Origin of the sequence: Nonomuraea sp. NPDC049504, assembly GCF_040676845.1 — a bacterium.
Taxonomy (GTDB): Bacteria; Actinomycetota; Actinomycetes; order Streptosporangiales; family Streptosporangiaceae; genus Nonomuraea; species Nonomuraea salmonea.
Window position 1 is genome coordinate 183,206 of the sequence record NZ_JBFAPT010000004.1, and the last position, 23,120, is coordinate 206,325.

The 23,120-nt window shown below is 69.8% G+C and carries 22 protein-coding genes; 12 read left to right on the forward strand and 10 right to left on the reverse strand.

From position 1 onward, the window contains the following. The first annotated feature begins 45 nt into the window (after nucleotides 1-45). The 7 genes from AB0K28_RS09900 (at nucleotide 46) to AB0K28_RS09930 (ending at nucleotide 5,287) form a co-directional block, all read left to right on the forward strand. Nucleotides 46-675, forward strand: a complete 630-nt coding sequence (locus tag AB0K28_RS09900) for a TetR/AcrR family transcriptional regulator (protein ID WP_364367393.1) — start codon at nucleotides 46-48, stop codon at nucleotides 673-675. Next, the gene (locus tag AB0K28_RS09905) at nucleotides 672-2,009 is read left to right on the forward strand and encodes an MFS transporter (RefSeq protein ID WP_364367396.1); all 1,338 of its coding nucleotides are present in this window, start codon (nucleotides 672-674) and stop codon (nucleotides 2,007-2,009) included. Before AB0K28_RS09900 ends, AB0K28_RS09905 begins: the two co-directional genes overlap by 4 nt. Continuing rightward, complete coding sequence (locus tag AB0K28_RS09910; protein WP_364367399.1) at nucleotides 2,006-3,427, forward strand: aspartate aminotransferase family protein; 1,422 nt, start codon at nucleotides 2,006-2,008, stop codon at nucleotides 3,425-3,427. The genes AB0K28_RS09905 and AB0K28_RS09910 overlap by 4 nt, the downstream gene beginning before the upstream one ends. Before the next feature lie 105 nt (nucleotides 3,428-3,532). Next, nucleotides 3,533-3,919: a YbaB/EbfC family nucleoid-associated protein gene (locus tag AB0K28_RS09915; protein ID WP_364367402.1), complete on the forward strand. Its 387-nt coding sequence runs from the start codon at nucleotides 3,533-3,535 to the stop codon at nucleotides 3,917-3,919. Continuing rightward, entirely contained in the window at nucleotides 3,916-4,248 is a 333-nt protein-coding gene (locus AB0K28_RS09920; RefSeq protein WP_364367405.1) for a hypothetical protein, read from the forward strand. Before AB0K28_RS09915 ends, AB0K28_RS09920 begins: the two co-directional genes overlap by 4 nt. Then, nucleotides 4,245-4,733, forward strand: coding sequence for a hypothetical protein (locus AB0K28_RS09925; protein WP_364367408.1), 489 nt, complete (start codon nucleotides 4,245-4,247; stop codon nucleotides 4,731-4,733). The genes AB0K28_RS09920 and AB0K28_RS09925 overlap by 4 nt, the downstream gene beginning before the upstream one ends. Beyond that, complete coding sequence (locus AB0K28_RS09930) at nucleotides 4,730-5,287, forward strand: hypothetical protein (protein ID WP_364367411.1); 558 nt, start codon at nucleotides 4,730-4,732, stop codon at nucleotides 5,285-5,287. Before AB0K28_RS09925 ends, AB0K28_RS09930 begins: the two co-directional genes overlap by 4 nt. A 3-nt stretch (nucleotides 5,288-5,290) precedes the next feature. Here the strand turns inward: AB0K28_RS09930 and AB0K28_RS09935 are convergent, their stop codons facing one another. Both AB0K28_RS09935 and AB0K28_RS09940 read right to left on the reverse strand, forming a co-directional pair. Continuing rightward, nucleotides 5,291-6,376 (reverse strand): histidine kinase, encoded by a 1,086-nt coding sequence (locus AB0K28_RS09935; RefSeq protein ID WP_364367414.1) that lies wholly within the window; start codon nucleotides 6,374-6,376, stop codon nucleotides 5,291-5,293. Between the two features lie 54 nt (nucleotides 6,377-6,430). Next, nucleotides 6,431-8,365, reverse strand: coding sequence for a family 10 glycosylhydrolase (locus AB0K28_RS09940; protein WP_364367417.1), 1,935 nt, complete (start codon nucleotides 8,363-8,365; stop codon nucleotides 6,431-6,433). A 178-nt stretch (nucleotides 8,366-8,543) separates the two neighbouring features. On the opposite strand from AB0K28_RS09940, the gene AB0K28_RS09945 reads away from it, so the two are divergent. The 3 genes from AB0K28_RS09945 (at nucleotide 8,544) to AB0K28_RS09955 (ending at nucleotide 14,120) form a co-directional block, all read left to right on the forward strand. After that, on the forward strand, nucleotides 8,544-10,094 hold the full coding sequence (locus tag AB0K28_RS09945) for an N-acetylmuramoyl-L-alanine amidase (protein ID WP_364367420.1): 1,551 nt from the start codon (nucleotides 8,544-8,546) through the stop codon (nucleotides 10,092-10,094). Between the two features lie 574 nt (nucleotides 10,095-10,668). Further along, nucleotides 10,669-11,847: an ATP-binding protein gene (locus AB0K28_RS09950; RefSeq protein ID WP_364367423.1), complete on the forward strand. Its 1,179-nt coding sequence runs from the start codon at nucleotides 10,669-10,671 to the stop codon at nucleotides 11,845-11,847. Beyond that, a complete protein-coding gene (locus AB0K28_RS09955; protein ID WP_364367426.1) occupies nucleotides 11,844-14,120 on the forward strand; it encodes an AAA family ATPase in 2,277 nt (758 codons plus the stop codon). The genes AB0K28_RS09950 and AB0K28_RS09955 overlap by 4 nt, the downstream gene beginning before the upstream one ends. Before the next feature lie 627 nt (nucleotides 14,121-14,747). On the opposite strand, the gene AB0K28_RS09960 is transcribed toward AB0K28_RS09955, so the two are convergent. The 5 genes from AB0K28_RS09960 to AB0K28_RS09980 form a co-directional block, all read right to left on the reverse strand. Next, nucleotides 14,748-15,509: an SDR family oxidoreductase gene (locus tag AB0K28_RS09960; protein ID WP_364367429.1), complete on the reverse strand. Its 762-nt coding sequence runs from the start codon at nucleotides 15,507-15,509 to the stop codon at nucleotides 14,748-14,750. Between the two features lie 20 nt (nucleotides 15,510-15,529). Continuing rightward, nucleotides 15,530-16,108, reverse strand: a complete 579-nt coding sequence (locus tag AB0K28_RS09965) for a helix-turn-helix domain-containing protein (protein ID WP_364367432.1) — start codon at nucleotides 16,106-16,108, stop codon at nucleotides 15,530-15,532. A gap of 81 nt (nucleotides 16,109-16,189) precedes the next feature. Further along, nucleotides 16,190-17,407 carry a hypothetical protein gene (locus AB0K28_RS09970; RefSeq protein WP_364367435.1) on the reverse strand — a complete coding sequence of 406 codons (1,218 nt, stop codon included), beginning with the start codon at nucleotides 17,405-17,407 and terminating at the stop codon, nucleotides 16,190-16,192. Beyond that, on the reverse strand, nucleotides 17,404-17,916 hold the full coding sequence (locus AB0K28_RS09975; RefSeq protein ID WP_364367438.1) for a SigE family RNA polymerase sigma factor: 513 nt from the start codon (nucleotides 17,914-17,916) through the stop codon (nucleotides 17,404-17,406). The genes AB0K28_RS09970 and AB0K28_RS09975 overlap by 4 nt, the downstream gene beginning before the upstream one ends. A gap of 64 nt (nucleotides 17,917-17,980) precedes the next feature. Beyond that, on the reverse strand, nucleotides 17,981-18,358 hold the full coding sequence (locus tag AB0K28_RS09980; RefSeq protein ID WP_364367441.1) for a helix-turn-helix domain-containing protein: 378 nt from the start codon (nucleotides 18,356-18,358) through the stop codon (nucleotides 17,981-17,983). A 143-nt stretch (nucleotides 18,359-18,501) separates the two neighbouring features. Here AB0K28_RS09980 and AB0K28_RS09985 point away from each other — a divergent pair, with 143 nt between their 5' ends. After that, a complete protein-coding gene (locus tag AB0K28_RS09985; protein ID WP_364367444.1) occupies nucleotides 18,502-19,353 on the forward strand; it encodes an MBL fold metallo-hydrolase in 852 nt (283 codons plus the stop codon). On the opposite strand, the gene AB0K28_RS09990 is transcribed toward AB0K28_RS09985, so the two are convergent. From AB0K28_RS09990 to AB0K28_RS10000, 3 genes are read right to left on the reverse strand one after another with little or no spacing between them, the layout of a single operon-like run. Further along, on the reverse strand, nucleotides 19,350-19,664 hold the full coding sequence (locus AB0K28_RS09990) for a hypothetical protein (protein ID WP_364367447.1): 315 nt from the start codon (nucleotides 19,662-19,664) through the stop codon (nucleotides 19,350-19,352). The two genes, AB0K28_RS09985 and AB0K28_RS09990, sit on opposite strands and share 4 nt — an antisense overlap. Then, the gene (locus AB0K28_RS09995; protein ID WP_364367449.1) at nucleotides 19,664-20,797 is read right to left on the reverse strand and encodes a glycosyltransferase family 9 protein; all 1,134 of its coding nucleotides are present in this window, start codon (nucleotides 20,795-20,797) and stop codon (nucleotides 19,664-19,666) included. Before AB0K28_RS09995 ends, AB0K28_RS09990 begins: the two co-directional genes overlap by 1 nt. Beyond that, complete coding sequence (locus AB0K28_RS10000; protein ID WP_364367452.1) at nucleotides 20,794-21,609, reverse strand: glycosyltransferase; 816 nt, start codon at nucleotides 21,607-21,609, stop codon at nucleotides 20,794-20,796. The genes AB0K28_RS09995 and AB0K28_RS10000 overlap by 4 nt, the downstream gene beginning before the upstream one ends. 83 nt (nucleotides 21,610-21,692) lie before the next feature. Between AB0K28_RS10000 and rfaE2 the strand changes: the two genes are divergently transcribed. Beyond that, nucleotides 21,693-23,117: a D-glycero-beta-D-manno-heptose 1-phosphate adenylyltransferase gene (gene rfaE2, locus AB0K28_RS10005; RefSeq protein WP_364367454.1), complete on the forward strand. Its 1,425-nt coding sequence runs from the start codon at nucleotides 21,693-21,695 to the stop codon at nucleotides 23,115-23,117. Nucleotides 23,118-23,120 lie beyond the last annotated feature (3 nt).

The following is a 23,120-nucleotide window of genomic DNA, read 5'->3' on the forward strand; positions in this document are numbered from 1 at the left end:
TCAAGTGATTGACCAAGAGGCCGGACCAGAACTACCGTCGGCCTCATGACCCCTGGGGAGAGCACGCAGGCCGCCCTGATCCTCAAGGTCGCGACCCACCTGTTCGCGGCGCTCGGCTACGACGGCACGTCCACCCGCCAGATCGCCGAGGCCGCCGGGCTGAACATCGCCACCGTCAACTACCACGTGGGCGGCAAGCGGGAGCTCTATCTCGCCGTCATGGAGGCCGCGCACCAGGCGGAGAAGGCCGCGCTGGAACGCGCGCTCGAACGCCTGCCCGGTGACGACCCCGTGGCCGCCCTGCACCGGCTCACCGACGACTACCTCGACTTCTGCGTCGACCACCCCGAGGTGCCCGCCCTGTGGATGCACCGCTGGCTCTCCGACGCCGGCGACATCACCCAGCTCGAACGCCAATACGTCAAACCCCTGATGGAGACGGTGACCGCGGCCCTGCGGCCGGCCGTCGAGTCGGGGCTGATCTCCCCCGACGCCGACGTCGAGTACACCGTCTGGACCGTCATCTGGGCCGTGCACGGCTTCGCCAAGGGCGGCGTGCTCGACGCGGAGGGCCGCCGCAGGGCGGCCGGCGACCGTGCGGCGCTGCGCCGCTTCCGCGCCCACCTGCACCGCGTCGTGCACCGCACGCTCGGCCTGCCCGGCGACCCCCGGTGACCGCCCGCGGCGCCGCGCCGCCGGCCGGATACCTCGGGCGCGGCCGGCTGCTCGGCTACGGCGTCGGCTCCGTCGGCACCGGCGTGTTCTCCGCGGTCCCCGGGCTGCTGCTGCTCTACTACCTGACCGACATGCTCGGCGTGCCCGCCGCCGTGGCCGGCGTCGTGCTGGTCGCGCCCAAGATCTGGGACGTGCTGCTGAACCCCCTGGTCGGCGCCGCCAGCGACCGCGAGGCCGTCAGGACGGGCCGCAGGACGCGGCTGCTGATGACCGGGGCGCTGGCGCTGCCGGTGGCGTTCGCGCTGATGTTCGCGGTGCCGGGTGACGTGCCGGGCGCGGTGTGGGCGGGGGCGGCGTTCCTGCTCGCGGCCACCGCGTTCGCCTGCTTCCAGGTCCCGTACGTGGCCCTGCCCACCGAGATGTCCCCCGACCAGGGCGAGCGGACCCGCATCATGTCCTGGCGGGTGGTCTGCCTGACGGTCGGCATCCTGGTCGCGGGCGGCCTGGCCCCCGCCCTGGTCGAGCTGGCGGGCGGCGGCCGGGCCGGTTACGCCGTCATGGGAGTGACGATCGGCGCGATCATGGGCGCGGCGCTGGTCGCCGCGACGCTGGCCACCCGGTGGGTGCCGTCGCTGCCGGGGCCGCGCCAGCTCGGGCCGGTGGCGGCCTTCCGGCTGGCCCGGGGCAACCGGCCGTTCTTCGTGCTGCTGGCCGCGTTCGTGACACAGGCGCTGGCCGTGGCGGTGATGCTGGCGGGAGCGCCGTACGTCGCGGCGTACCGGCTCGGTGACGACGCCCTGACCTCGGTGATGTTCGTCTGCCTCGTCGGGCCCAGCATGCTCGCCGTGCCCGCCTGGGCCTGGCTGGCGCGCGTCCACGGGCCGGTGCGCTGCTACCTGGCCGCGTCCATCGGGTTCTGCGGGGTCGCCGTGGCGCTGGTCCCGGCCATCGCGGCGGGCGGGCTGGCCGCGACGCTGGCGCTGACCGCGCTGGCCGGCGTCTGCTACGCGGCGCTGCAGCTGCTGCCGCTGTCGCTGCTGCCCGACACCGTGCACGCCGACGCGGCGCGTACCGGGCAGGCGCAGGCCGGGGCGTTCACCGGGTTGTGGACGGCCGGCGAGACGGCGGGCCTCGCGCTCGGCCCCGGCCTGTACGCGCTGGTGCTCGCCCTGTCCGGGTTCGTCTCCGCGGCGGCCCCCGTCGCGCAGTCCCCTGGTGCGCTGACCGGGCTGCTGCTCGGCTTCACCGCGCTGCCCGCCCTGCTCATGCTCATCAGCCTGCCGTTCGTCCTCCGCTACGGCAGGCTCACCCTCACCGGAAAGGAGGCCGTGTGAACCTCCCCCCTGCCGGACGGCCCGCCGAGGACCTGCTGGCGGAGATCACCCGGCTCAAGGAGCACGACCTGCCCGTACGCGGCGGCCAGGTGACCGCCTACGTCTACGACACCGGCCGGGCCGCCGTGCACGACGCCGCGACCCGGGCGTACCTGGAGATGCTGGAGGTCAACTGCCTCGACCCGACCGCGTTCCCCAGTGTGGTCGAGATGGAGCGGCAGGTCGTCGGCGCGGTGTCCGACCTGCTCGGCGGCGGCCACGGGATCTTCACCAGCGGCGGCACCGAGTCGATCATGCTGGCCGTGAAGGCCGCCCGCGACCGCGCCGCCCGCGACCGGCCGAACCTGGTGCTGCCCGTCACCGCGCATCCCGCCTTCCACAAGGCCGCCCACTACCTGGGCGTCGAGGTCAAGGCCGTGCCGGTGGACCTGGAGACGTACAAGGTGCGGCCCGCCGACGTGGCCGCCGCGATGGACGAACGGACGGTGCTGGTCGTCGTGTCCGCGCCGTCGTACCCGCAGGGCGTGATCGACCCGATCGAGGAGGTCGCGGCGCTGGCCGAGGCCGCAGGGGTGCCGTGCCACGTGGACGCCTGCGTGGGCGGGTGGCTGCTGCCCTGGTTACGGGAGGCGGGCGCGGCGGTGCCGGCGTTCGACCTGTCGGTGCCCGGTGTCACGTCGCTCTCCTGCGACCTGCACAAGTTCGGCTACGCCCCCAAGGGGGCTTCTGTGCTGCTGTTCGCCGATCCCGCGATGCGGCGCAAGGCGTACTTCGCGTCGGCCGCCTGGCCGGGGTACACGATCATCAACGCGACCGTGCAGAGCTCGCGTTCGGCCGGGCCGCTCGGCGGCGCCTGGGCGACGCTGCAGGCGCTGGGCCGCGAGGGGTACGTGGAGCTCGGCCGGGCCACGCTGGAGGCGACCCGCCGGCTGCGCGACGGCCTCGCCGCCATCCCCGGGCTGCGGGTGCTCGGCGAGCCCGAGTCGTCCCTGGTGGCTTTCACGGGTGCCGACGTGGACGTGTTCGTGCTGGCCGACGAGGCGCGGGCGCGCGGCTGGTTCCTGCAGCCGCAGCTCTCGTACGCCGGGATCCCCGCGAACCTGCACATCACGGTCACCGGCGTCACGCTGTCCGGGGTTGAGGCCATGCTGAAGGTCATCGCCGAGTCGGCCGACGCCGCCCGCGAGCGCGGCCCCGCCGTACTGCCCGACGGTCTCGTGGAGCTGGTCGCGGGGATCGACCTGGACGCGATCGACGACGCCACGTTCGCCGAACTGAGCGCGTCGGTCGGCGTGGACCTGCGACCCGGCTCGGGACAGCCGGAGATGGCCGTGGTGAACGCCGTCCTGGACGCCCTGCCGCCCGCGTCCCGTGAGGCGGTGCTGGTGAGGTTCCTGTCGGTCATCTATGGCGGTTAAACCCAAAAGAGGCCCATGAGGTTTGATATATAGGGATTCGCCGAAGATACGGGGGAGCGTGATCAACAAGTGCCGGAGGCGGAGGGGGCGGAGAGCCTCGATCAGATGATCTCGCAGGCCCTGCGCACGCTGGCCGCCGTCCGCTCCTCTGGCGTGCCCGCCGAAGGACCTCCGCTCCAGGGGGAGGGACAGGCCGCCCACGGGCACGTGCGCGCCACGGTTGTGGCCGGCGGGCGGCTCGCGTCCCTGTCCGTCGATCCGCGGGTCATGCGCGGAGGCTCCGAGGCCATGTGCGCCGAGATCGTCACCGCGGTCAACGCCGCCGTGGACGACCTGCGCGCGCAGGCGGCGGAACGCGCCTCGGACGCCGCCGCGAGCAGCGAGGAGATCTCGGCCACCCTGCTGGGGCTGCAACAGGAGTCCGTACGCCAGATGGAGCGGTTCACCCAGTCGCTCAACGACGTGGTCGCGCGCTTCGAGAGACGGTCATGACGCTCGGCGACGGGTTGGAGCGCCACTCGCCGAGCCTGCAGTCGGCCGCGGGCCGGCTGCAGGAGGCGACCGAGCAGCTTGTGGAGCACTGGACGGCGCTGACGAAGGCGATCGACGGGCTCGGCCCGATGGTCGGCGAGGACGTCATCAGCCAGCTCATCGGTGGCTCGCTCCAAGGCATCAGGGAGGCCGCCCAGGAGACCATCCAGACGGTGCTCGACGGCTACGCCGGCCACGGGGCGGCCGCGCTGGAGATCGACGGCAATGTCGCCACCGTGGAGCAGGCGAGCGAGCAGCGCGCCGCCTCCATCGCCAAGCTGCTGTCATGAGCGTGGAACTGCCCGACTGGGCCGCCTCGCTCCTCGAGAACCTCGGCTACTGGTGGACCGAGGCGGACGAGGACCTGCTCTCCCAGGCCGGCGAGATCGTGGCCGCCGCGGAGCCGCTGCTCGACGCCGTACGCGAGCTGGCCGGCGAGAGCACCGCCCCGGTCTGGATGAACAACGCGGGCCAGGGCATCGACGCCTTCCGCGAGTCCTGGCAGCACGGCGACGGACCGCAGGCGGTGCTGTCGGACGCGACCAGCGGCATGCTCGCCGTCGGCGGCGGGCTGGTCGTCTCGGCCGCACTCGTGCTCTTCCTCAAGGTCAACGTGCTGATCCAGCTCGCGGCGCTGGCCACCGCCATCCTCCAGGCGGCGGCCACGGCCGGCGTGACCCTCGGGGCCTCGCTCCTCGAGATCCCGGTCTTCAAGGAGATCACCGCGCGGCTGATCGGCATGATCATCAATCTGGCGGTGAGCATCCTCCTTTGAGCAAGGCGAACGGCGGCGGGCTCTTCGCCAGGATGGCGCTGCACCTGTTCAGGAGGGCGGGAAGCCCGGGTCACACCTCCTTGGGGCTCGGCATGCGGCTGCACGGCCGTCCCGACCCGCTGCGCGCCGCGGCCGACAGGAACGTCGACGTGCGCTCGATCACCCCCTCCCCGGTGTGGCGTACGGACCGGCTCATCCTCCGGCGCGCCGACGACCGCCACCCCGACGAGATCTTCACCGACGGCTTCCACCCGCGCGACGTCACCAACACCGACCTGGAGTCGCACCTGCGCTTCGAGCCGTCCGCCTTCGTCAGCACGACGCGGCTCGACAACCCGATGGACATCTTCCCCACCCGCTACCTCTACGACGTGGACGCGCCCGGGGGCATCGACCTCGCCGAGACGATGGGCAGCGCCCTGCGCACGGGGCACCAGCGCGAGGTGGCCTTTCCCGGGGGCGTCGAGGCCCGGTTCATCAAGGGCGCCAAGCCGTACGACGCTGAGACCGGGGAGTTCGGCGACTACGTCGTCAACCCCGGCTACCGGCCCTGAGCGTCAGGTCGGGAACGTGGCCTCGATGCGGTGGCCGCCCTCCGGCAGGGGGGCGCACTCCAGCGTGCCGCCCGCCAGCTCCACCTGGCGGCGCAAATCGAGCAGGCCGATGCCGGAGGTGGCGGTGAAGTGGGGCACGACGGCGTCGGGGCGGCCGCCGGTGTGCCGCACGGTCACGCGTACCGCGCCCGGAAGCCACCGCACCAGCACGCGCGCGCCCGCCCCAGGCGCGTGCTTGCGGGCATGCACCAGCGCCGCCTCCACCACCACGTACGCCGTCCGCCCCACCAGCCCGGGCACCGGCACCGGCGTGCCGTCCACCGACAGCTCGACCGGCAGCCCCTCCCTGGCCGAATCGATCACCAGGGGCCGCAGGTCGGGCAGCGGCAGCCCGAGGTCGAAGCCCTCGCCGGTGCCGCGCCGTAACAGCGCGACCATGTGGCGCAGTTCGTCCAGCGCCTCCGACCCCGCCGCCCTGATCTCCTCGGCCGCCGCCCTGGCCCGCTCGTCGCCGGAGTTCATCGCCATGACCCCGGCCTGGAGCACCATGCGGCTGACGCGGTGGGTGACGACGTCGTGCAGCTCGCCTGCGAGGCGTTCGCGTTCGACGCGCTGGTCGCGCTCGGCCAGCTCGGCGCGCAGGCGGTCCCTGACGCGGACGTAGCGGCCGTACATGACGGACAGGGCGATGACGGCCTCGGTGCGTCCGGCCAGCGGGAGGCGGTCGGAGAGCGCGAGCACGCCGAGCGCCAGCACGATCACCGGCAGCCAGCGCGCCAGCGGCCGCTCGCCGGAGGCGAACGCCATCGCGGCGTACGCGGCGAACGGCCCGGCGGGCGGCCAGATCGGGGCGCCCGGGGCCGGCGGCGGCACCAGCGAGGGGAAGAGCACCGCGAGGACGGGCAGCGCGACCGCCGTGGCAGCGCCGACCCAGGCCACCGCGAGCGGAGCGCGGCGCAGCCACAACACCGGGACCGCCGCCGCCAGCAGGATCGCCAGGACCGCGCCCGTATGGCCGGTCGCGAGCGTCAAACCGGCCGCGACCAGGACCGCGATGGCGTCGATCGGTCGCGGGCGGGCACCGTCCACCGCCTCATCGTACGATCACCCGCCGTGCCTGCCCACCCCCGATCCGGTAGCCGCTCAGACCCGAGTGATGCGGACGGCGTCGGCGATGACGTACCCGGTGGTGGAGGTCCAGCGGCTCACCCCGACCACGTTGTACGTGCCCGCGTTGAGGGCGAAGGTGCCTATCGACCGCCAGGCTCCGCCGTTGCTCCGCTGGTCCACGGTGACGGTCCGGTTCCCGCCCGAGGCCGCCACCACGTACGGCGTCGCGCTGTTGTACCCCGCGTCGGCCGGATACCACACCTCGACCCGATAGCTGCCCGCGCTCGGAATCGCGGCGCGGAACCACGCGGGATCGCTGGCCGCGACAGGGTCGGCGAAGCGGTAGTCGCTGCCGTGCAGCTGCCCCGAGTACGTCGAGGTGCCCCACGCGGAACCGGCCGTGAAGGCGGCGTCGGCGTTGTCCACCACCACGCTGAACCCGCCGCCGCCACCGCCCGGCGCGCGGCCCTGGCTGGGCGCGCTCTCCTGGTGGGTGCGGTTGAGCGCGGTCACGTAGTAGGTGGGCGACGCGGTCGGCGCGGGGTCGGTGAACGTCTTCTGCCTGGTCGTCCCGATCAGGTTCTTCGCGTCGGCGAACGAGCACTCGCCGGCCGTCCCGTCCACCCGGTAGACCGCATACGCGGTGCCCGAGCCGGTCCAGGCGAGCTGCACGCTCCCGCCCGATCGGGTGGCCGACGTGATCGACGGCACGGCGGGCGCGGCGGCGGAACCGCGCGCGGGCACCAGCGCCGGCCTCGTGTAGTGGTCGCGGACGACCTTGGTGAACGCGCCGATCCTGTCGGCCTTGACGTCCTTCGCGCTGAAGAAGACGTCTCCGGTGATCTCGGGATGCCGGCGGTTGTCGAGGAGGTGGTCGCTCAGCTCGGCCGGGTCCTGCCAGGCGGCGTCCTGCCCCGACGCGCCCGCCCGGTAGGCGGCCTGGCCGACGACGAGCTGCACGCCGGTGCCCCTGGCCACGTCGGACCACCAGGCGGTGAGCACCTCGTACGCGGCCGTCGGGAAGCCGATGTGCCAGTAGATCTGCGGCGCCAGGTAGTCGACCCAGCCCTGCTTGACCCAGGTGCGCGTGTCGGCGTAGATCGCGTCGTACGACTGCAGGCCCGTCGTGCGCGAGCCGAGCGGGTCGGTGCCCGCGTTGCGCCAGATGCCGAACGGGCTGATGCCGAACGCCACGTGCGGCTTGGCCGCGTGGATGCGCTGGTCGAGCTCGCGTACGAGACGGTTGACGTTGTCGCGGCGCCAGTCGCCGACGTTGCCGAACGAGCCGCCGTAGCGGGCGTAGGCGTCGGCGTCGGGGATGTTCTGGCCGCTGACCGGATACGGGTAGAAGTAGTCGTCGAGGTGCACGCCGTCCACGTCGTACTTGCTGACGGCGTCCATGATCGCGTCCTCGATGAAGGCGCGGACCTCGGGGATGCCCGGGTTGTAGTAGAGCTTGCCGCCGTAGGCGAAGCGCCAGTCCGGGTGCTGCCGCGCGGGGTGCGTGGAGACCAGCCGGGAGGGGTCGTCATGGTTGGCGATCCGGTACGGGTTGAACCACGCGTGGAACTCCAGGTTCCTGGCGTGGGCCTCGGCGACCATGAAGGCCAGCGGGTCGTAGCCGGGGTCGCGACCCTGGGTACCGGTCAGCCACTGCGACCATGGCTCGTACGGCGACGGCCAGAACGCGTCGGCCGTCGGCCTGACCTGCACGATCACGGCGTTCATGCGCTTGGAGACGGCCAGGTCGAGCCAGGCGCGGTACTCGGCCTGCTGCGCGGAGACGCTGAGCCCGGTGCGGCTGGGCCAGTCGATGTTGGCGACCGAGGAGATCCACATGGCCCGGAGCTGGCGCTTCGGGGTGGCGGGGTCGGGGGTGCAGGCCGCGGCCGCGGCGGAGAGGGGGTTCACGAGGCTGAGGAGTGCGGCGGTGAGCGCCGCCAGGACGATACGCGGAAGCGCGGTCACGAAGGAAAGTTTCAGCGCAATCGACGGATTGCGCAATGGTCTTCAGAAACATCGGACGACCCAGGCGTCCGTTGAAGGGCGAGAAGTTTCACTTAACTCGGAAGTAATGTCAATTATCGACATTTGTCAGGAGATTGCCGTAGCGTGCTGCCGTCACGTCTGTGAACGAGGAGCCCCCATGACTCTCGCCCGCACGCGATTAGCAGCCCTCGCCACCGCGATCCTCACCCTCATCCTCATCGGCGCAGGCCAGCCCGCCTGGTCCCAGGCCGCCGAGCCTCCCCTGCCCGCCGCGTTCACCAAGGCGGCCGAGACGCACGACGTCCCGCGTGACCTGCTGGTCGCGCTCGCCTACGCCGAGACCCACCTCGACGGACACGGCGGCGAGCCCAGCGCCAGCAACGGCTACGGCGTCATGCACCTGGTCAGCAACCCGACCAACCACTCGCTCGAACAGGCCGCCAAGCTCACCGGCATCCCCGCCGGCCAGCTCAAGAAGGACGACGCGGCCAACATCCTCGGCGGCGCGGCCGTCCTGCGCGCCCACGCCGACGCGCTCGGCCTTGACGACAGCGCACGCAAGGACCCGGGCCGCTGGTACCCGGCCGTCGCCAAGTACGGCAACGCCTCCTCCCCTGAGCTGGCCCGCCTGTACGCCGACGCCGTCTACGAGCAGCTCGGACTCGGCATCGACACCAAGGGCGTCCGCGTCGCGCCCCAGGAGATCACCGCGGACCGCGGCGAGTACGCCAAGGCCCGCGACCTGAACGCGCGCGCCGGCGACAAGTCAGGCCAGGCGGCCGAGACCCCCGCCGCCATCGCCAGCGCCGACTACCCGCCGGCCGCCTGGGTCGCCGCCAGCTCCAGCAACTACCGCGTCTCCAGCCGCGAGACCAGCTACAACATCGACAAGGTCGTCATCCACGTCACCCAGGGCTCCTACGCCGGGACCATCTCCTGGTTCCAGAACCCGGCCGCGCAGGTCTCCGCCCACTACGTGGTCAAGTCCTCCAACGGCGCCATCACCCAGATGGTCCGCGACAAGGACGTCGCCTGGCACGCCGGCAACTCCAGCTACAACAACCGCTCGATCGGCATCGAGCACGAAGGCTTCGTCAACGACGCCTCGTGGTTCACCGACGCCATGTACCGGGCCTCGGCCGCGCTCACGCGCTACCTGTGCGACAAGTACAACATCCCGAAGAACCGGACCGGCATCATCGGCCACAACGAGGTGCCCGGCGCCACCCACACCGACCCCGGCTCCAACTGGAACTGGACCACGTACATGAACTACGTGACCGGTGACGGCGGCACCCCAAGCTGGACGACCACGGTCGACAACAGCACCTCCGGCCAGTTCACCGCCAGCGCGAACTGGGGCACCTCCAGCTACTCCAGCCAGCGCCACGGCGCCGACTACCGCTTCGCCGACCCGGTCGCCTCCAGCGACCCGGCCTGGTACTCGGCGACCATCCCCAGCGCCGGCACGTACCGGGTCGAGGTCTGGTACCCGGCCGACCCCGGCTACAACAGCTCGGCGCCGTACATCGTGGCAACATCCAGCGGCAACCAGACCGTGTACGTCGACCAACGCTCAGGCGGCGGAGCCTGGCGCTCCATCGGCACCTTCTCCCTGAACGCGGGCACGTACAACGTGGTCGGGGTGAGCCGCTGGACCTCAGGCACCGGCCTCGTCATAGCCGACGCCGTCCGCATCAGCCGCTGACCACATGAATAACCACGGCCCGCGCCCGCATACCTCCCGGGCGCGGGCCGTACCCCTTTCCGACCTCCACGACTCGCTCTCCAGGGGGCCCGCGCCGCGCGGGGACCTGTCCGACCTCGCACACGGCTTACGTCCGACGAACCGTGCGCTGCCAGTTCCGGGTGGCTGGACACCAGACCAGGCACCGTACGCCGCCCCTGCCGTACCAACCGGACGCTTGCGAGATTCCTGTGCCGCCGCACAGATGCACCCCTCACGATTGCCGCTGCTGCATGGCTGGCCACGTCCGTGATCTGGGGTGATCGGCGAGCCGCCCTCGTCGCAGCTGCAAGACGAAGTGGGGTGGAATATCTACCTCCCAAATCCAGGTATGGGCGATTTGACCTTCGCCGTAGGTCGCTCGCCGCTGAGCGAGACGGTGGGTGACCGGAGCGGGTGACACCCATAGCCCCTATCCGGCGCATACGAAAAACAGAGTGAGCCCCTGACTGCGAGCCTACGCAGGCTGCACGGCGGACATTGGACCCAGCACTCTAGACTGCGGACTACATGATCGGACGGTAGGGAGACGGAGATGCCCACGGATCTTTTCGATCTCCTGGGGGATAGAGAATCGGCAGTTTTGGAGTTCAAGGAGTCCCAAAGGGACAAGGACAAGATCGGCCAGGCCATCTGTGCCCTCGCCAACGACCTCTCCGGGCAGGGGGGCGGTGATCTGCTCATCGGAGTTAAGGACTCGGGTCTGCCCCTGGCAACTGTCGACGCAAGCGACAGAGCACTTCTCCAACTCAATGACCTACGCGACAGCGGCCTGATCCTGGACCGGCCGTCGATCAGCGTCGATCGGGCTAGTTTCAAGGGCCAGACTGTCATTCGGGTCCGGGTGCGAGCTTCGGCGACCCCGCCGGTACGGCATAAGGGCATCGTGTGGGTACGCCCTGGCCCTACGACGCGCCGAGCGACCAGGGAGGATGAGCGGGTCCTAGCAGAGCGCCGCCGGTCACTCGACGGGCCGTTCGACGGCCGGCCTGTGATCGGCACATGCTTGGACGACCTCGACCTTGTTGCCTTCCGCTCTACTTACCTTCCCTCGATGGTTGATTACGAAGTGATCGAGGAGAATGGCCGCCCCGAGTCTTTGCAGTTGGCCACACTGCGCATGACCGACCTCAACGAGTGCCCCACGGTACTTGGACATCTGGTGCTGGGATTCGACCCCAGTAAGTATATTCCTGGTGCCTACGTGCAGTTCATTCGCTACGACGGAGAGGATTTGGACGCGGCTATAGCCGACGACCAGGAGCTTCACAATAATGTGATCGATTTGGCCAGACAGCTCGAAGCGGTTCTTAAAGGGCATCTGCATACCAGGATCGTTGATGATGGAGGATTTACCGAGACTCTCCGTCCTGACTATCCACTTATGGCGTTGCGCGAGGCCTGCATGAACTCGGTCATGCACCGTAATTACGAGACCTCCAATGCGCCCACGCGCATCGCATGGTTCTCGAACCGTATAGAAATCACCAACCCGGGCGGACCATTCGGACAGGTTCGCGCTGATAACTTCGACAGAGTAAGCGACTTTCGAAACCCCTCGCTCGCGGCAGCCATGAAGTCGCTTGGCTACGTTAACCGCTTCGGCCGCGGCATCGGTAGAATCAGAAGGGCTCTCGAAGACAACGGTAATCCACCTCCCGAGTTCATTGTGGACAACGAATCCTGGTCAGTGACTATGTGGAGGAGCAGATGATCTCGATCGCCCTATTCAACAACAAAGGCGGCGTCGGAAAGACCACGCTGACGTATCACCTCGCCCATATGTTGCAGAGAATGGGACGCCGGCTGTTGGCAGTCGATTTGGACCCGCAATCCAACTTGACTTCGGCCTTCTTGGACGAGGATGACCTGGCCATCATATGGAAGGAGCCGGAAACTCCGGCATGGGGTGGGGCTCATCAGCTGTCCTTGGGAAGTCCCCGTGTCGACGGCCATATAGGAACTGTCGCCGCTTCCGTTCTACCCATCATGGAGGGGATCGGAGACGTCCAATTTTTTGACCCAGTCGAGATTGTCGACGGACTTTGGCTGATCCCCGGAGATCTGGAGCTCAGCGCATTCGAAGACCGGTTGTCAGCCGCCTGGCCACGCTGTTACACCGGAGAGGCGGCAGCGCTTCGCACAACGACGGCCTTCCACCGGATCATTGTGGATGCGGCCGCCAGGGTCGACGCCGACATCGTTCTCATCGACGTGGGCCCCAACCTTGGCGCGATCAATAGAGCAGCTCTCCTCGCCGCGGACAATGTTCTGATGCCACTGGCGGCCGACCTGTTCTCCCTGAGAGGCCTGCGGAATCTTGGGCCAACACTCCGAGAATGGCGTTCGGTATGGCGGGGGACGGTTCTGCCGCGAATCCCTCCCGGGATCGTTGCCCCAGAAGGCACTATGACGCCTCTTGGCTATGTCATCATGCAGCCCACCATGAGGCTAGACCGCCCGGTGAAGGCATACCGCCGATGGCTGGACCGCATTCCTTACGTTTTCCGCGATGCCGTACTCGGCGAGTCGGGCAGGGCGGCGGAAGACATTCGCAGATACGAGATCGCCACGCTGAGGAACTACCAAAGTCTCATGCCTCTGGCGCACGATGCGCGCAAACCGATGTTCGACCTGAAGGCGGCAGACGGAGCGCTGGGCAGCACGCAGTCTTATGTACAGAAATGTCGAGCTGAGTTTACGCAACTAGCTGAAAGCGTGCTTGAACGCCTCTCATCCGCGCAGCACGCACCGCATGGAACGGCGACGATCAACATCGGATGGCGGGTGGATACCGGCACCGAATTGAAACTCGACCTGAACACGCTCACCCGGCACACGGTAATCTTCGGTGGTTCCGGATCTGGCAAAACAATCTTCATGCGGCGGCTCATCGAAGAATGTGCACTGCAAGGAGTTTCGTCGATCGTTCTCGATCCCAACAACGATATGGCACGACTCGGCGATCCCTGGCCGGAGCCTCCTATCCGATGGGACAAGGGCGATGCCACCAGAGCCGCCCGCTACTTCGATGAGACAGAAGTAATCGTCTGGACGCCTGGCCTGAATCGTGGACGGCCACTGAGTTTCCGACCGCTGCCAGATCTCGTGGCTGTACTAGACGATCCGGACGAGCTGGCCTCTGCTCTCGACATGGCGGTTGCAGCGCTCGCGCCGCGAGCGAATCTCGGCGGTACCAGCAACAAAGCACAGCTTGGAAAGGCCGTACTTCGTCAAGCACTGGAATACTTCGCTCGACAGGGAGGGCGTGATCTCACTGATTTCATCTCACTTTTGTCCAACCTGCCGCCGAGCCTTGCCACATCAATCGGTGGGGCCGATGAGATTGCGGCTGAAACGGGGCAGTTGCTGGCCGCCGCTGCGATAAATGACCCTCTATTTGCAGCCGATAGTGAACCCCTGAACCCCGGACTGCTGCTAACGCCGTCCAACGGCAAGCGAGCGCGGGTATCGGTAATAAGCTTCATCGGGCTGTCCGAAGAGGCCCGCATCGGGTTTGTCAATAGCCTCCAGACCGCGCTGTTCTCGTGGATAGAACGCAATCCCGCGCACAACAAGTCGCCTCTCGGGCTATATTTCATGGATGAAGCGCAGATGTTCGCGCCGGCAAAACCCGGGACTGAAGCGCTAGCGAGTACCCTTACGCTTGCATCACAGGCTCGCAAATATGGTCTTGGGCTTGTCTTCGCGACCCAGGCGCCCAGAGGGTTGCATGATCATCTTATCGGCAATGCTACAACGCACTTCATCGGGCGCATCAACAGCCCTCTCCAGATCGAGGCTGTCCGCGCACTTGCACTTGCACGTGGCGGCAGCGCTGAGCGTGTAGGCAGGCTCAACACTGGGGAATTTTATGCTTCGAGTGTCGACCTGAGCGAGGTTCTTATTCGTACGCCTTTGTGTCTTAGCTACCACCCCTCGGCGCCACTTACTGAGGCGGAGATAATTCGTAGGGCCCGGAGATAACCAGAAGCGCATCAAGAATGCTGGCCCCGCAGGAAGGGGTGATCTCGTCAGCCCGGCAGGGCTGCACACATGGCGAGGTGACTTCAGCGATCTCCCGAACTTGCATGGTTGCACTCGCCTCTGTTGCTGAAGTTCTCCGATGCGTGCTTTCTGTGACAGGCGGTGGCATGCGAGAAGAAAACCTCACAGGGCATCTGCCAGCGGCCGATCGTTCGCTCGTCCTAGAAAACATCCCCACATGATCATACGGGGCAAGGCCGAACACGTTGGCCCTGTCTCCCTGAGCTTCGCGCCACCCACGAAAGCTCGGAAGGCACCATCCCGCAGAGCTATCGGCGGACCCGACCGCTCGAAATAGCGGATCGTGGACCGGCCGCCCCCTCAGCTCGGCGAGGTAGCGGCAGTCCCCGCTGTCCACACCGGAGAACGGCAACTTGCCCCGCTGAGCAGTCTCCCGCTCGGCGCGCAGCTCAACCGGTCTTCGTGCCGCCGCCTTGTGTATCAGGCGCCTGCTTACGTGGACCTGATGTTCTCATTCGCGAATCAGGGCATGTTCTCGGCTGATGCGAAGCACAATCTCCTGAGCAATCCTCGATGAGGTGTCCCGTCACCTGCCTCAGGAATGCGTCAGGCGGTGGCGCCGCCGTCTATGACGTGGTCGGTGCCCACCACGAAGCTTGACTCGTCCGACGACAGCCACAGTGCGGCGGCGGTGATTTCGTCCGGGGTTGCGACGCGGCCGATCGGGAGTGAGCTCTTCATGCGGGTGTCGCGGTCTTCGCGGGTTTCGCCGGGGCGCATCGACATGGGGGAGTCGATGGGGCCGGGGCTCAGGGCGTTGATGCGGATGCCGTCGGTGATGTGGTCGCGGGCGGCGGTTCTCGTCAGGTGGCTCACCGCGGCTTTTGAGGCGGCGTAGGCGCTGGCCCCTGCCAGGCGCCAGTGGGCTCCCAGGTTCGACGCGACGTTCACGATCGTGCCGCCGCCGTTGGCTCGCATGTGGGCGATCTCGTGCTTCATCGACAGGAACACGCCCTTGAGGTTGACGGCGACCACGTCGTCCCAGGTGTCCTCGTCGTAGTCGGCCAGCGGGGCCACGGTGCCGAAGATGCCGGCTGCGTTGAGGGCGATGTCGAGGCGGCCGTAGCGGCTTACGGCGGCGTCCACCATGGCGGCGACCGACGCCGAGCGCGTCACGTCCACCGCGTACGCGCTGGCGCGGCCTCCGCTCTCCTCGATCAGTTTCACCAGCTCCGCGAGCCGGGCCTCGTCGCGGCCCGCGACCAGGACGGCGGCGCCCTCCCGCGCGTACGCCAGCGCCGCCGCCCGTCCCACGACGCCGCTCGCGCCCGTGACGAGCGCCACCTTGCCTTCGAACCTTCGCCGCATGAATTCCATACCAATCGTTCTCATATTTGGATGGCCATCATGGCCTGGTCGACCGCGTCGCGCAGGCGGCGCGGGTCGGGGTCGGCGCGGGCGAGGACCTGGAGACCCTGCAGCAGGACGAGGAGGAACGCGGCCAGCGCCTGCGGGTCCTTGCCCGACGGGATCTCGCCCTGGGCGCGGGCCCGCACGAGCGCGCCGGTCAGCGCCGTCTCCAGCTCCGTCCAGCTCGCCGCCACCTTCGCCAGCACAGCCGGGTCGCGGGCAGCGAACTCGACGGCCGAGTTGACCACCATGCAGCCCCGCCGCAGCTCGTCGGCCAGGCAGGTGGCGACGTACGAGTCCAGGAGCGCCCGGATGGCGGGCACCGCGGGCCCCGGCTGGGAGAGCGGGCCGATCACGTCGCGCCCCCGCACGTAGCGGTCGAGCGCCTTGACGTACAGCTCACGCTTCCCGCCGAACGTCGCGTAGATGCTCGCCTTCGCGACCCCGAGCCGCTCCACGAGGTCGGCCATCGAGGTCGACTCGTAGCCGCGCTCCCAGAACAGCTCCAGCGCATGCTGCAGCGCCACGTCCGGGTCGAACTCCTTGGTTCTTGCCACGGGCGTGACGCTAGCAGTATCGAGACCGATCGGTCAAAAATCCCTCACACCGAGCTGCCCGTCACGATCGGCTGCCGGCCCTCAGCGCGGCGTGAGGACCGCCCTCCACGCGCCGTCCGCCTGGCTGTTGGAGTTGGCGGCGAGCTGGGTGACCCTGGAGCCGTCCACGCTGACGAGCACGAGCCCGTTCTTGAACTCGTTGCCGCACTTCCCCGCGCACCCGAGCGCGATGACCTCGTCGTCGCCGGCCCAGGCGTGCAGTTGCAGCACCCGCTGACGGCCGGCCACCTCGCCCGTGGCGATGTCGGTGATCTTCGTGGGCAGCCCATCTTCACCGAGCAGCAGCCGGCCGTCCGGCGAGAGCGCCGAGTGGCGCGAGTGGCCGACGTAATGCTGCCCGGCCGGCGCCTCGGCCTCCTCGCCGTCGATCGTGTACCAGACGCGATCGGGACGGTTGATCGTGGGGCTCCAGATCAGCGTGCCGTCGAGGCTCCAGCCAAGGTCCTGGCGCATGTTCCCTTCAAGCCGCCGCTCAGTGGTGCGCGGGAGGGCAAGGCTCGAGCCCATGGTGGGGAGTGGCGCCAGCTCGTGGTAGGCGGTGGTGCCCGCCGGCACGTCGATGACGTAGTAGCCGGTGCGCGGACTGGGGGCCATGCGTGGGCCGAACTCTTCGCCTTGGGATTCTTGGAGGTCAGGGTATTCGGAGTAGGCGGTGGCGAGGATCCTGGTGCCGTCCGGGGACCAGGCGACCGAGGCCACGTCGTGCTCCAGCTCGTACCAGGCGAGCATCTGCCGGGTGTTCATGTCGAGCACGCCCACCCGCTTGCCCATCACGTCACCCTCGACGACGGCCGCGACCTGAAGGCCGGGGGCGACGTCCACCCACGCGTACGGGGTCCGCTCGTAGCCGCCGGTGCGCGGGTCGTACAGGGACCAGGTGTACCGGATGCGCCGCAGGCCGTTCTCGATGGGCTCGGCGCTGTACTGGTAGTACGCCGAGACGGCCATGGTCCCCGCGGCGATCAGCTTGGCCGGCGGGACGTTCTCCGTGTCGGTGTGCACGTCCGTCGGCGCGGGCGACGGCCTGACGGGCAGCTGCACCCCGTCGGCGGGCACCACGACGGGGTCGGCGCGGCCTGTCACGAACACCGCGACGGCCGCGATCATGGCGCCCACCAGCAGCGCGGCCCCCAGCGGCACCCAGGGGGCGCGCCTGCGCAGCGCCCGGTCGGCGAGGTCGGCCGGCACCTCGGCCTCACCAGCCCATTCCTCGAACGTGTCACGCAGCAACCTGGTCATCTGGCCACCTCCTCCATTCCCTGTGCCAGCTCCGGGGCGATCTCGCGCAGCCGCGCCAGCGACCGGTGCGCGGTGCTGCGCACGGTGCCGACGGTGCAGCCCAGCATCTTCGCCACGTCCTGCTCAGGCAGGTCCTCGAAGTACCGCAGCACCAGCACCGCCCGCTGCCGGGCGGTCAGCCTGGACAGAGCCGAGCGCAGCACGAGGCGCAGCTCGCTCTGGTGGTGGGCGTCGCGCGCGGCACGTTCCGGCGGGCTCGCCTGCACCACCTCGGGCCGCCGTACGCTCGCCCGCCACCAGCTCACCTGCTGCCGGTACATGATCTGCCGGACGTACGCCTCCGGCGCCGCCACCCGCCGCCATCTGCCCGCCAGCTTCGCCAGCGCCGTCTGCACCAGGTCTTCGGCCGCGTGCTGGTCCCCGCCGGTCAGCAGGTACCCGAGCCGCATGAGGGCAGGCGATCGCGCGGCGACGAACTCGCGGAACAGGTGTTCGTCCGCGGCGTCCACGGTCACCTCCAAGGGGATCGACAATCACCCTTGCAGACGCCGTGGAGCCGCCCCGCTATGCGACCTATCGAAGGTCGTGGCGCTGCTGGGCGGCCTGCAGCGCCGGGGTGTGCTCGCTGAACCAGCTGAGCAGCGCGCACAGCTGCCGCGCCAGGCTCCGCCCGAGTGGCGTCAGGCGGTAGCTGACCTGCGGCGGGACGGTCGGCTCCACCAGGCGCTCGACCAGGCCGTAGCGCACCATCGACTTGAGGTGCTGCGACAGCATCTTCTGGCTGATGCCGCCGATGTGCCGGTGCAGGCCGGAGAAGCGCATCGGCCCGGGAACCAGTGCGGCGATGATCAACGCACCCCACCGGCCGGTCACCTCGGCCATGACCGGCCGGGTCGGACAGTCCTTGTAGAAGGAGTCCGCCGGAAGCTCGAACTGCTCACTCACCGCCATGCCACGAGCTTACAAAAAGGTACGTACTTACGAAAGGTGAGCCCCAGCCCTAGAGTCGACTCACCGGAAACCCGACGAACGGATTCAAAGTGGTAGCAAGCCATGTATCCCCTGCCTTCCTCGGCTGGGACCTCGGAGGCATCGTGGTGCGCCGAGTCGACGAGATCGACATGTCACCGGAGACCAGTCAATGGCTGCTGCCGGACGCCACCCCGGAGCACCTGCACCACCCCTTGCTCCACCCCGGCTTCACCGCCGTCGCGATGCACGTCCACCTCTTCGCCATCGAGGCGAACGGCAAGCGCATCCTGGTCGACACCGGCATCGGCAACGACAAGCCCCGGCAGATCCCCGACGCCGACAACCTGCGGACCCCGCTGCTGCACCGGCTGACCGCCGCGGGCTTCGCCCCGGACACCATAGATGTGGTGATCACCACGCACATGCACGTCGACCACGTCGGCTGGAACACCCACCTGGTGGACGGCCGCTGGACGCCGACCTTCCCGAACGCCCGCTACCTCACCGACCGCAGGGAATGGGACCACTGGACCGCCGTCGCGGAAACCGACGAGGACGTCGCCCAGGTGCACCGCGACTCCCTGCGGCCCGTCCGCGACCACGGCCTGTACGACCTGCTCGACGTCCCCGCCGCAGGTCTGGACGTGGCCGACGGCGTCCGCCTGGTGCCGACCCGCGGCCACACGCCAGGCCACCTGTCGGTGAAGCTGACCGGCGCCGGCCGCAACGCGCTGATCAGCGGCGACAGCCTGCATCATCCCGTGCAGCTGGCGTACCCCGACATGGGAAGCGTCGGCGACGTCGATCCCGCCGAGGCACGGACCACCCGCCGCCTCCTGCTGACCGAGCTGGCCGGCACCGGCGACCTGCTGCTGGGCACCCACTTCACGCACCCCACCGCCGGACGGGTCCGGCGGTGGGACGACGGGTTCCAGCTGCTGGACGCGTCCCCCGCCCTGCTCCCGCCCGCCTAGCGACCTTCGCCCTCGGGGCGGGTCGGCGTGGGATTGAGGTAGTCGAGCGACGCGTCATCCCCCGGCACCTCCAGCAGGCCGAGCGTGTCCTGCTCGCCCCTGCGGGTGATGACCGCGTTGATGGCCTCGGTCAGCTCCTGCCTGTCGTAGGCGCCCTCGGGCAGCTCGTTGAGGTGCCCGAGCAGGTCGGCGGGCAGGCTGACGTGCCGGGACGCCTGCGCGTACACGTCTCTCATCGCCACCCGCTCGCGCCCCTGGAACGCCTCGTCGATCGCCTGGCGCAGCTCGTCGAGCACCGCGTGTTCCGTCATCAGCTCTCCCCCGGAGTTCCGTGGAGCAGGTCGTCCGCCTGCTCCGCCACCATGTCCACCGTGACGTCGCGCACCCAGGACTCCACGTGCGGGCAGCGCTCGGCCGCCGGGTCCACGCCGTCCGCGCCGCAGGCCGGGCAGGCGGTGGTCCACGAGATCAGCGGCCGGTGCGCGGCCCGGCTGAGCGGGCCCGCGTTGATGAGGTTGCCGCACCAGTAGACGGCGACCGTGGGGGTGCCGACCGCCGCGGCCAGGTGGCGCGGGCCGGTGTCGTTCGCGATGAGCAGGTCGCAGCGTTCGTAGAGCGCGGCGAGGCCGCCCAGCCCGAGGGTGCCGACGACGGGGATCGCGGGCCGCCGCATGGCCGCGACGACGCCCGTGACCAGGTCCTCCTCCGCGCGGGTGCCGGTCACGACCACCGGTCTTCCGGTACGGTCGGCGGCCTCGGCGAAGCGCTCGACCGGCCAGCGCCTGCGCGGGTCTGTGGCGCCGGGATGCACGGCGACCAGCCCCTGCGGCGTCCTGCCGAGCACGCGGGCCAGCTCGTCCCGGTCGCCGCCGGTGACCTCGACGCGCGGCTCGAGTCCGCCGCTCACCCCGCTGCCCACCCCGCCGACCAGCGCCGCGACCTGGAGGAAGCGCAGGGTGTCGTGGTGGTAGTGGGTGTACGGCAGCCACCGGTCCAGGCTCTCCGCCCCCGGCGCGCGCAGCCCTGCGGTCACCCGGGCGCCCAGCCGGCGCACGAACGGGTTGGAGTAGCGCCCGCCGCCGTGGATCTGCACCGCCAGGTCGAAGCGCCGCTCCCGCAGCTCGTCGTAGAGCACGTCGGGGGCGCTGCGCCCGCTCTCGTACGTGGACACTCCCGTGATGGGCGGCAGCGCCACCACGTCGTCCACCGGCCCGGGACGCCCGGTGAGGAACGCGGCATGCCACGGCGTGGCGAGCAGGGTGAGCTGCGCCTCGGGATAGGCCCGCTTGAGCGCGTCGAGCGCCGGCACGGCCATGAGGTAGTCGCCGAGCGCGTTGGCCCGCAACACCGCGATCCGCCGCACATCCGCCACCAGCCCGCCGCCCGCCTCCGAGCCGGCCACGGTCCCCAGCCCGGCGCTCACCGCGGGTTCAAAGGCGATCATGACGGCTCCATCACGTAGTCGTAGCACTCGGCGGCGCGGTCCATGACGGTGGTCGGCAGCTCCAGGTGGTAGGCGCGGCTGGGCAGCAGCCCGGCGCCGCCGTGCCGTTCCATGACGCGGAGCTGCGCCACGACGTCCTCGCCGGCGTGCGCGACCGGCACCGACCGCCAGAACTCGAACCCGCCGCACCCCTCCAGCAGGGCCCGGTCGTAGAGCACGCACCCGCCGATCCAGGCCACCTTGTACGCCCGCCACGCCGCACTGATCCCCACCTTCTCGGCCAGGTGCAGCGGGTTGGCCGCGTTGTGCAGGGTGTGCCGCCGCCAGGCGGGGCTGTCCCTGCGCACCCGCTCGGGCCACACCTGCCGGGCCCACTCCTCGTACGGCGAAAGCTCGTGGGGCCGCCGGTCGTGCCGGTGGGACAGCCCGTGCAGCCCGTACCCGACGAACCCGCACCCCAGCTCCCCGAGAGCGGACACCAGCACGGAGACCGCACAAGGCTCAAGCCACACGTCGTCGTCCAGGTAGAGGCACCACCGCCGCTCCGCCTGCTCCAGCAGGAACTGCCGCTGCTCGGCGAGCCCCCGCGCGGGCACGTGGCGCAGCAGCGAGACGGGATGGCCGCGATGCTCAAGGATCCGTACGGCGCTCGCCACCAGCGGGTCCCCGGTCACCGGCACGGACGACTGGTCGGAGATCACGACCCGGAACCCGCGCGCGTCCTGCGCCGCGAGCCCGGCCAGCGTCACCGCCAGCGAAGCCGGGCGGTCCTTGGTCGGTACGAGCACATCGAGGTCTCCAGGGCCGTGCATAGCCGCCTGGCTACCCGCCCCCTATCGCGCCTAACTTCCGATATGCCGGGTTTGAGCAGGGCTTTTACTGGTACCTCCCCCTCATGGGCACAGACAAGATCCCCAGCGCCGTGGTCGTCGGCGACGTCATGCTCGACTCGTGGCTCCGTGGCTCTGCCAAGCGTCTCGCCCAGGAGGCGCCGGTGCCCGTGATGAGCCTGGAGGCCACCGAGGACGCTCCCGGCGGCGCCGCCAACACCGCCGCCAACCTGGTGGCGCTCGGCGCCCGCGTCCGGCTCGTCGGCGTGGTGGGCGACGACGAGTGCGGCGCGACGCTCGTCGAGTCGCTGCGCCTGCTCGGCGTCGGCGTCGACCTCGTGACCGTGCCCGGCCGGCGTACGGCGCACAAGCGGCGGCTGATCACCAGCGGCCAGCTCACCGCCCGCTACGACGAGGAGGACCACGGCGAACTCCCCGAGGACGCCGAGCGCGAGCTGCTCAGCCGGCTGACCGACGCCCTGGCCGGGGCCGACGTGGTCGTGGCCTGCGACTACGGGGGCGGGGTCTGCACGCCGGCGGTCCGCAAGGCCCTGGCGGGACTGCCGCTGCTGGTCGTGGACGCGCACGCGGTCGCCCCGTGGCGCGAGTGCGGCCCGTACGTGGTGCTGCCGAACTTCGCCGAGGTCGTCCGCCTGCTCGACGACGAGGACGAGACGGGCGACCGGCCCGCGTACCTGATGGCCAGGTCCGATCAGCTCCTGGAGCTGACCGGCGCGCGCATGGTCGTCACCACCCTCGACGGCGAGGGCACGCTGCTGCACCGCCTGGGGCAGCCGCCGTACCGGACCTACGCTCAGCCAGCGCCGCAGCACATGGCGACGGGCGCGGGCGACACGTACACCGCCGCGTTCGCGCTCTGGCTGGCCGGCGGCGCGGCCCCCGAGGAGGCGGCGCGGGCCGGGCAGGCGGCGGCCGGGGTGGTCGTCCGCCGCCAGGGCACCGCCGTCTGCACCCGGTACGAGCTCCAGCGCGCCCTGCGCCGCCAGGAGGGCCAGGAGGGCACCGTGCAGGCCGCCGAGCAGCTGGCCAGGCTCCTGGACGAGCACCGGCGCAGGGGCGAGCGGGTGGTGTTCACGAACGGCTGCTTCGACGTGCTGCACCGGGGGCACGTGACGTACCTGGAGCAGGCGAGCCGGCTCGGCGACGTGCTGGTGGTGGCGGTGAACGGCGACGCCGGCGTGGCCAGGCTCAAGGGCCCCGGCCGCCCGGTCAACCCGTGCGAGGACCGCATGTCGGTGCTGGCCGCGCTCACTTTCGTGGACTACGTGACCGAGTTCGACGAGGACACCCCTGAGCGGCTGCTGCGGATGATCCGCCCCGAGCTGTACGTGAAGGGCGGCGACTACACCGCCGAGATGCTGCCCGAGGCGCCGCTGGTGCGGGCGCTGGGCGGCGAGGTGCGGGTGCTCGACTACCTGCCCGACCGCTCCACCACGGCCATCATCGGCCGCCTGCGCCTGCTGCCCTGACTC

What these genes read in the sequence shown, in the direction of transcription:
- AB0K28_RS09900 (WP_364367393.1), top strand. Translation starts at nt 46, where the DNA reads ATGACCCCTGGGGAGAGCACGCAGGCCGCCCTGATCCTCAAGGTCGCG.
- AB0K28_RS09915 (WP_364367402.1), top strand. Translation starts at nt 3,533, where the DNA reads ATGATCTCGCAGGCCCTGCGCACGCTGGCCGCCGTCCGCTCCTCTGGC.
- AB0K28_RS09920 (WP_364367405.1), top strand. Translation starts at nt 3,916, where the DNA reads ATGACGCTCGGCGACGGGTTGGAGCGCCACTCGCCGAGCCTGCAGTCG.
- AB0K28_RS09925 (WP_364367408.1), top strand. Translation starts at nt 4,245, where the DNA reads ATGAGCGTGGAACTGCCCGACTGGGCCGCCTCGCTCCTCGAGAACCTC.
- AB0K28_RS09945 (WP_364367420.1), top strand. Translation starts at nt 8,544, where the DNA reads ATGACTCTCGCCCGCACGCGATTAGCAGCCCTCGCCACCGCGATCCTC.
- AB0K28_RS09950 (WP_364367423.1), top strand. Translation starts at nt 10,669, where the DNA reads ATGCCCACGGATCTTTTCGATCTCCTGGGGGATAGAGAATCGGCAGTT.
- AB0K28_RS09955 (WP_364367426.1), top strand. Translation starts at nt 11,844, where the DNA reads ATGATCTCGATCGCCCTATTCAACAACAAAGGCGGCGTCGGAAAGACC.
- AB0K28_RS09960 (WP_364367429.1), bottom strand. Translation starts at nt 15,509, where the DNA reads ATGCGGCGAAGGTTCGAAGGCAAGGTGGCGCTCGTCACGGGCGCGAGC.
- AB0K28_RS09970 (WP_364367435.1), bottom strand. Translation starts at nt 17,407, where the DNA reads ATGACCAGGTTGCTGCGTGACACGTTCGAGGAATGGGCTGGTGAGGCC.
- AB0K28_RS09980 (WP_364367441.1), bottom strand. Translation starts at nt 18,358, where the DNA reads ATGGCGGTGAGTGAGCAGTTCGAGCTTCCGGCGGACTCCTTCTACAAG.
- AB0K28_RS09990 (WP_364367447.1), bottom strand. Translation starts at nt 19,664, where the DNA reads ATGACGGAACACGCGGTGCTCGACGAGCTGCGCCAGGCGATCGACGAG.
- AB0K28_RS09995 (WP_364367449.1), bottom strand. Translation starts at nt 20,797, where the DNA reads ATGATCGCCTTTGAACCCGCGGTGAGCGCCGGGCTGGGGACCGTGGCC.
- AB0K28_RS10000 (WP_364367452.1), bottom strand. Translation starts at nt 21,609, where the DNA reads ATGCACGGCCCTGGAGACCTCGATGTGCTCGTACCGACCAAGGACCGC.
- rfaE2 (WP_364367454.1), top strand. Translation starts at nt 21,693, where the DNA reads ATGGGCACAGACAAGATCCCCAGCGCCGTGGTCGTCGGCGACGTCATG.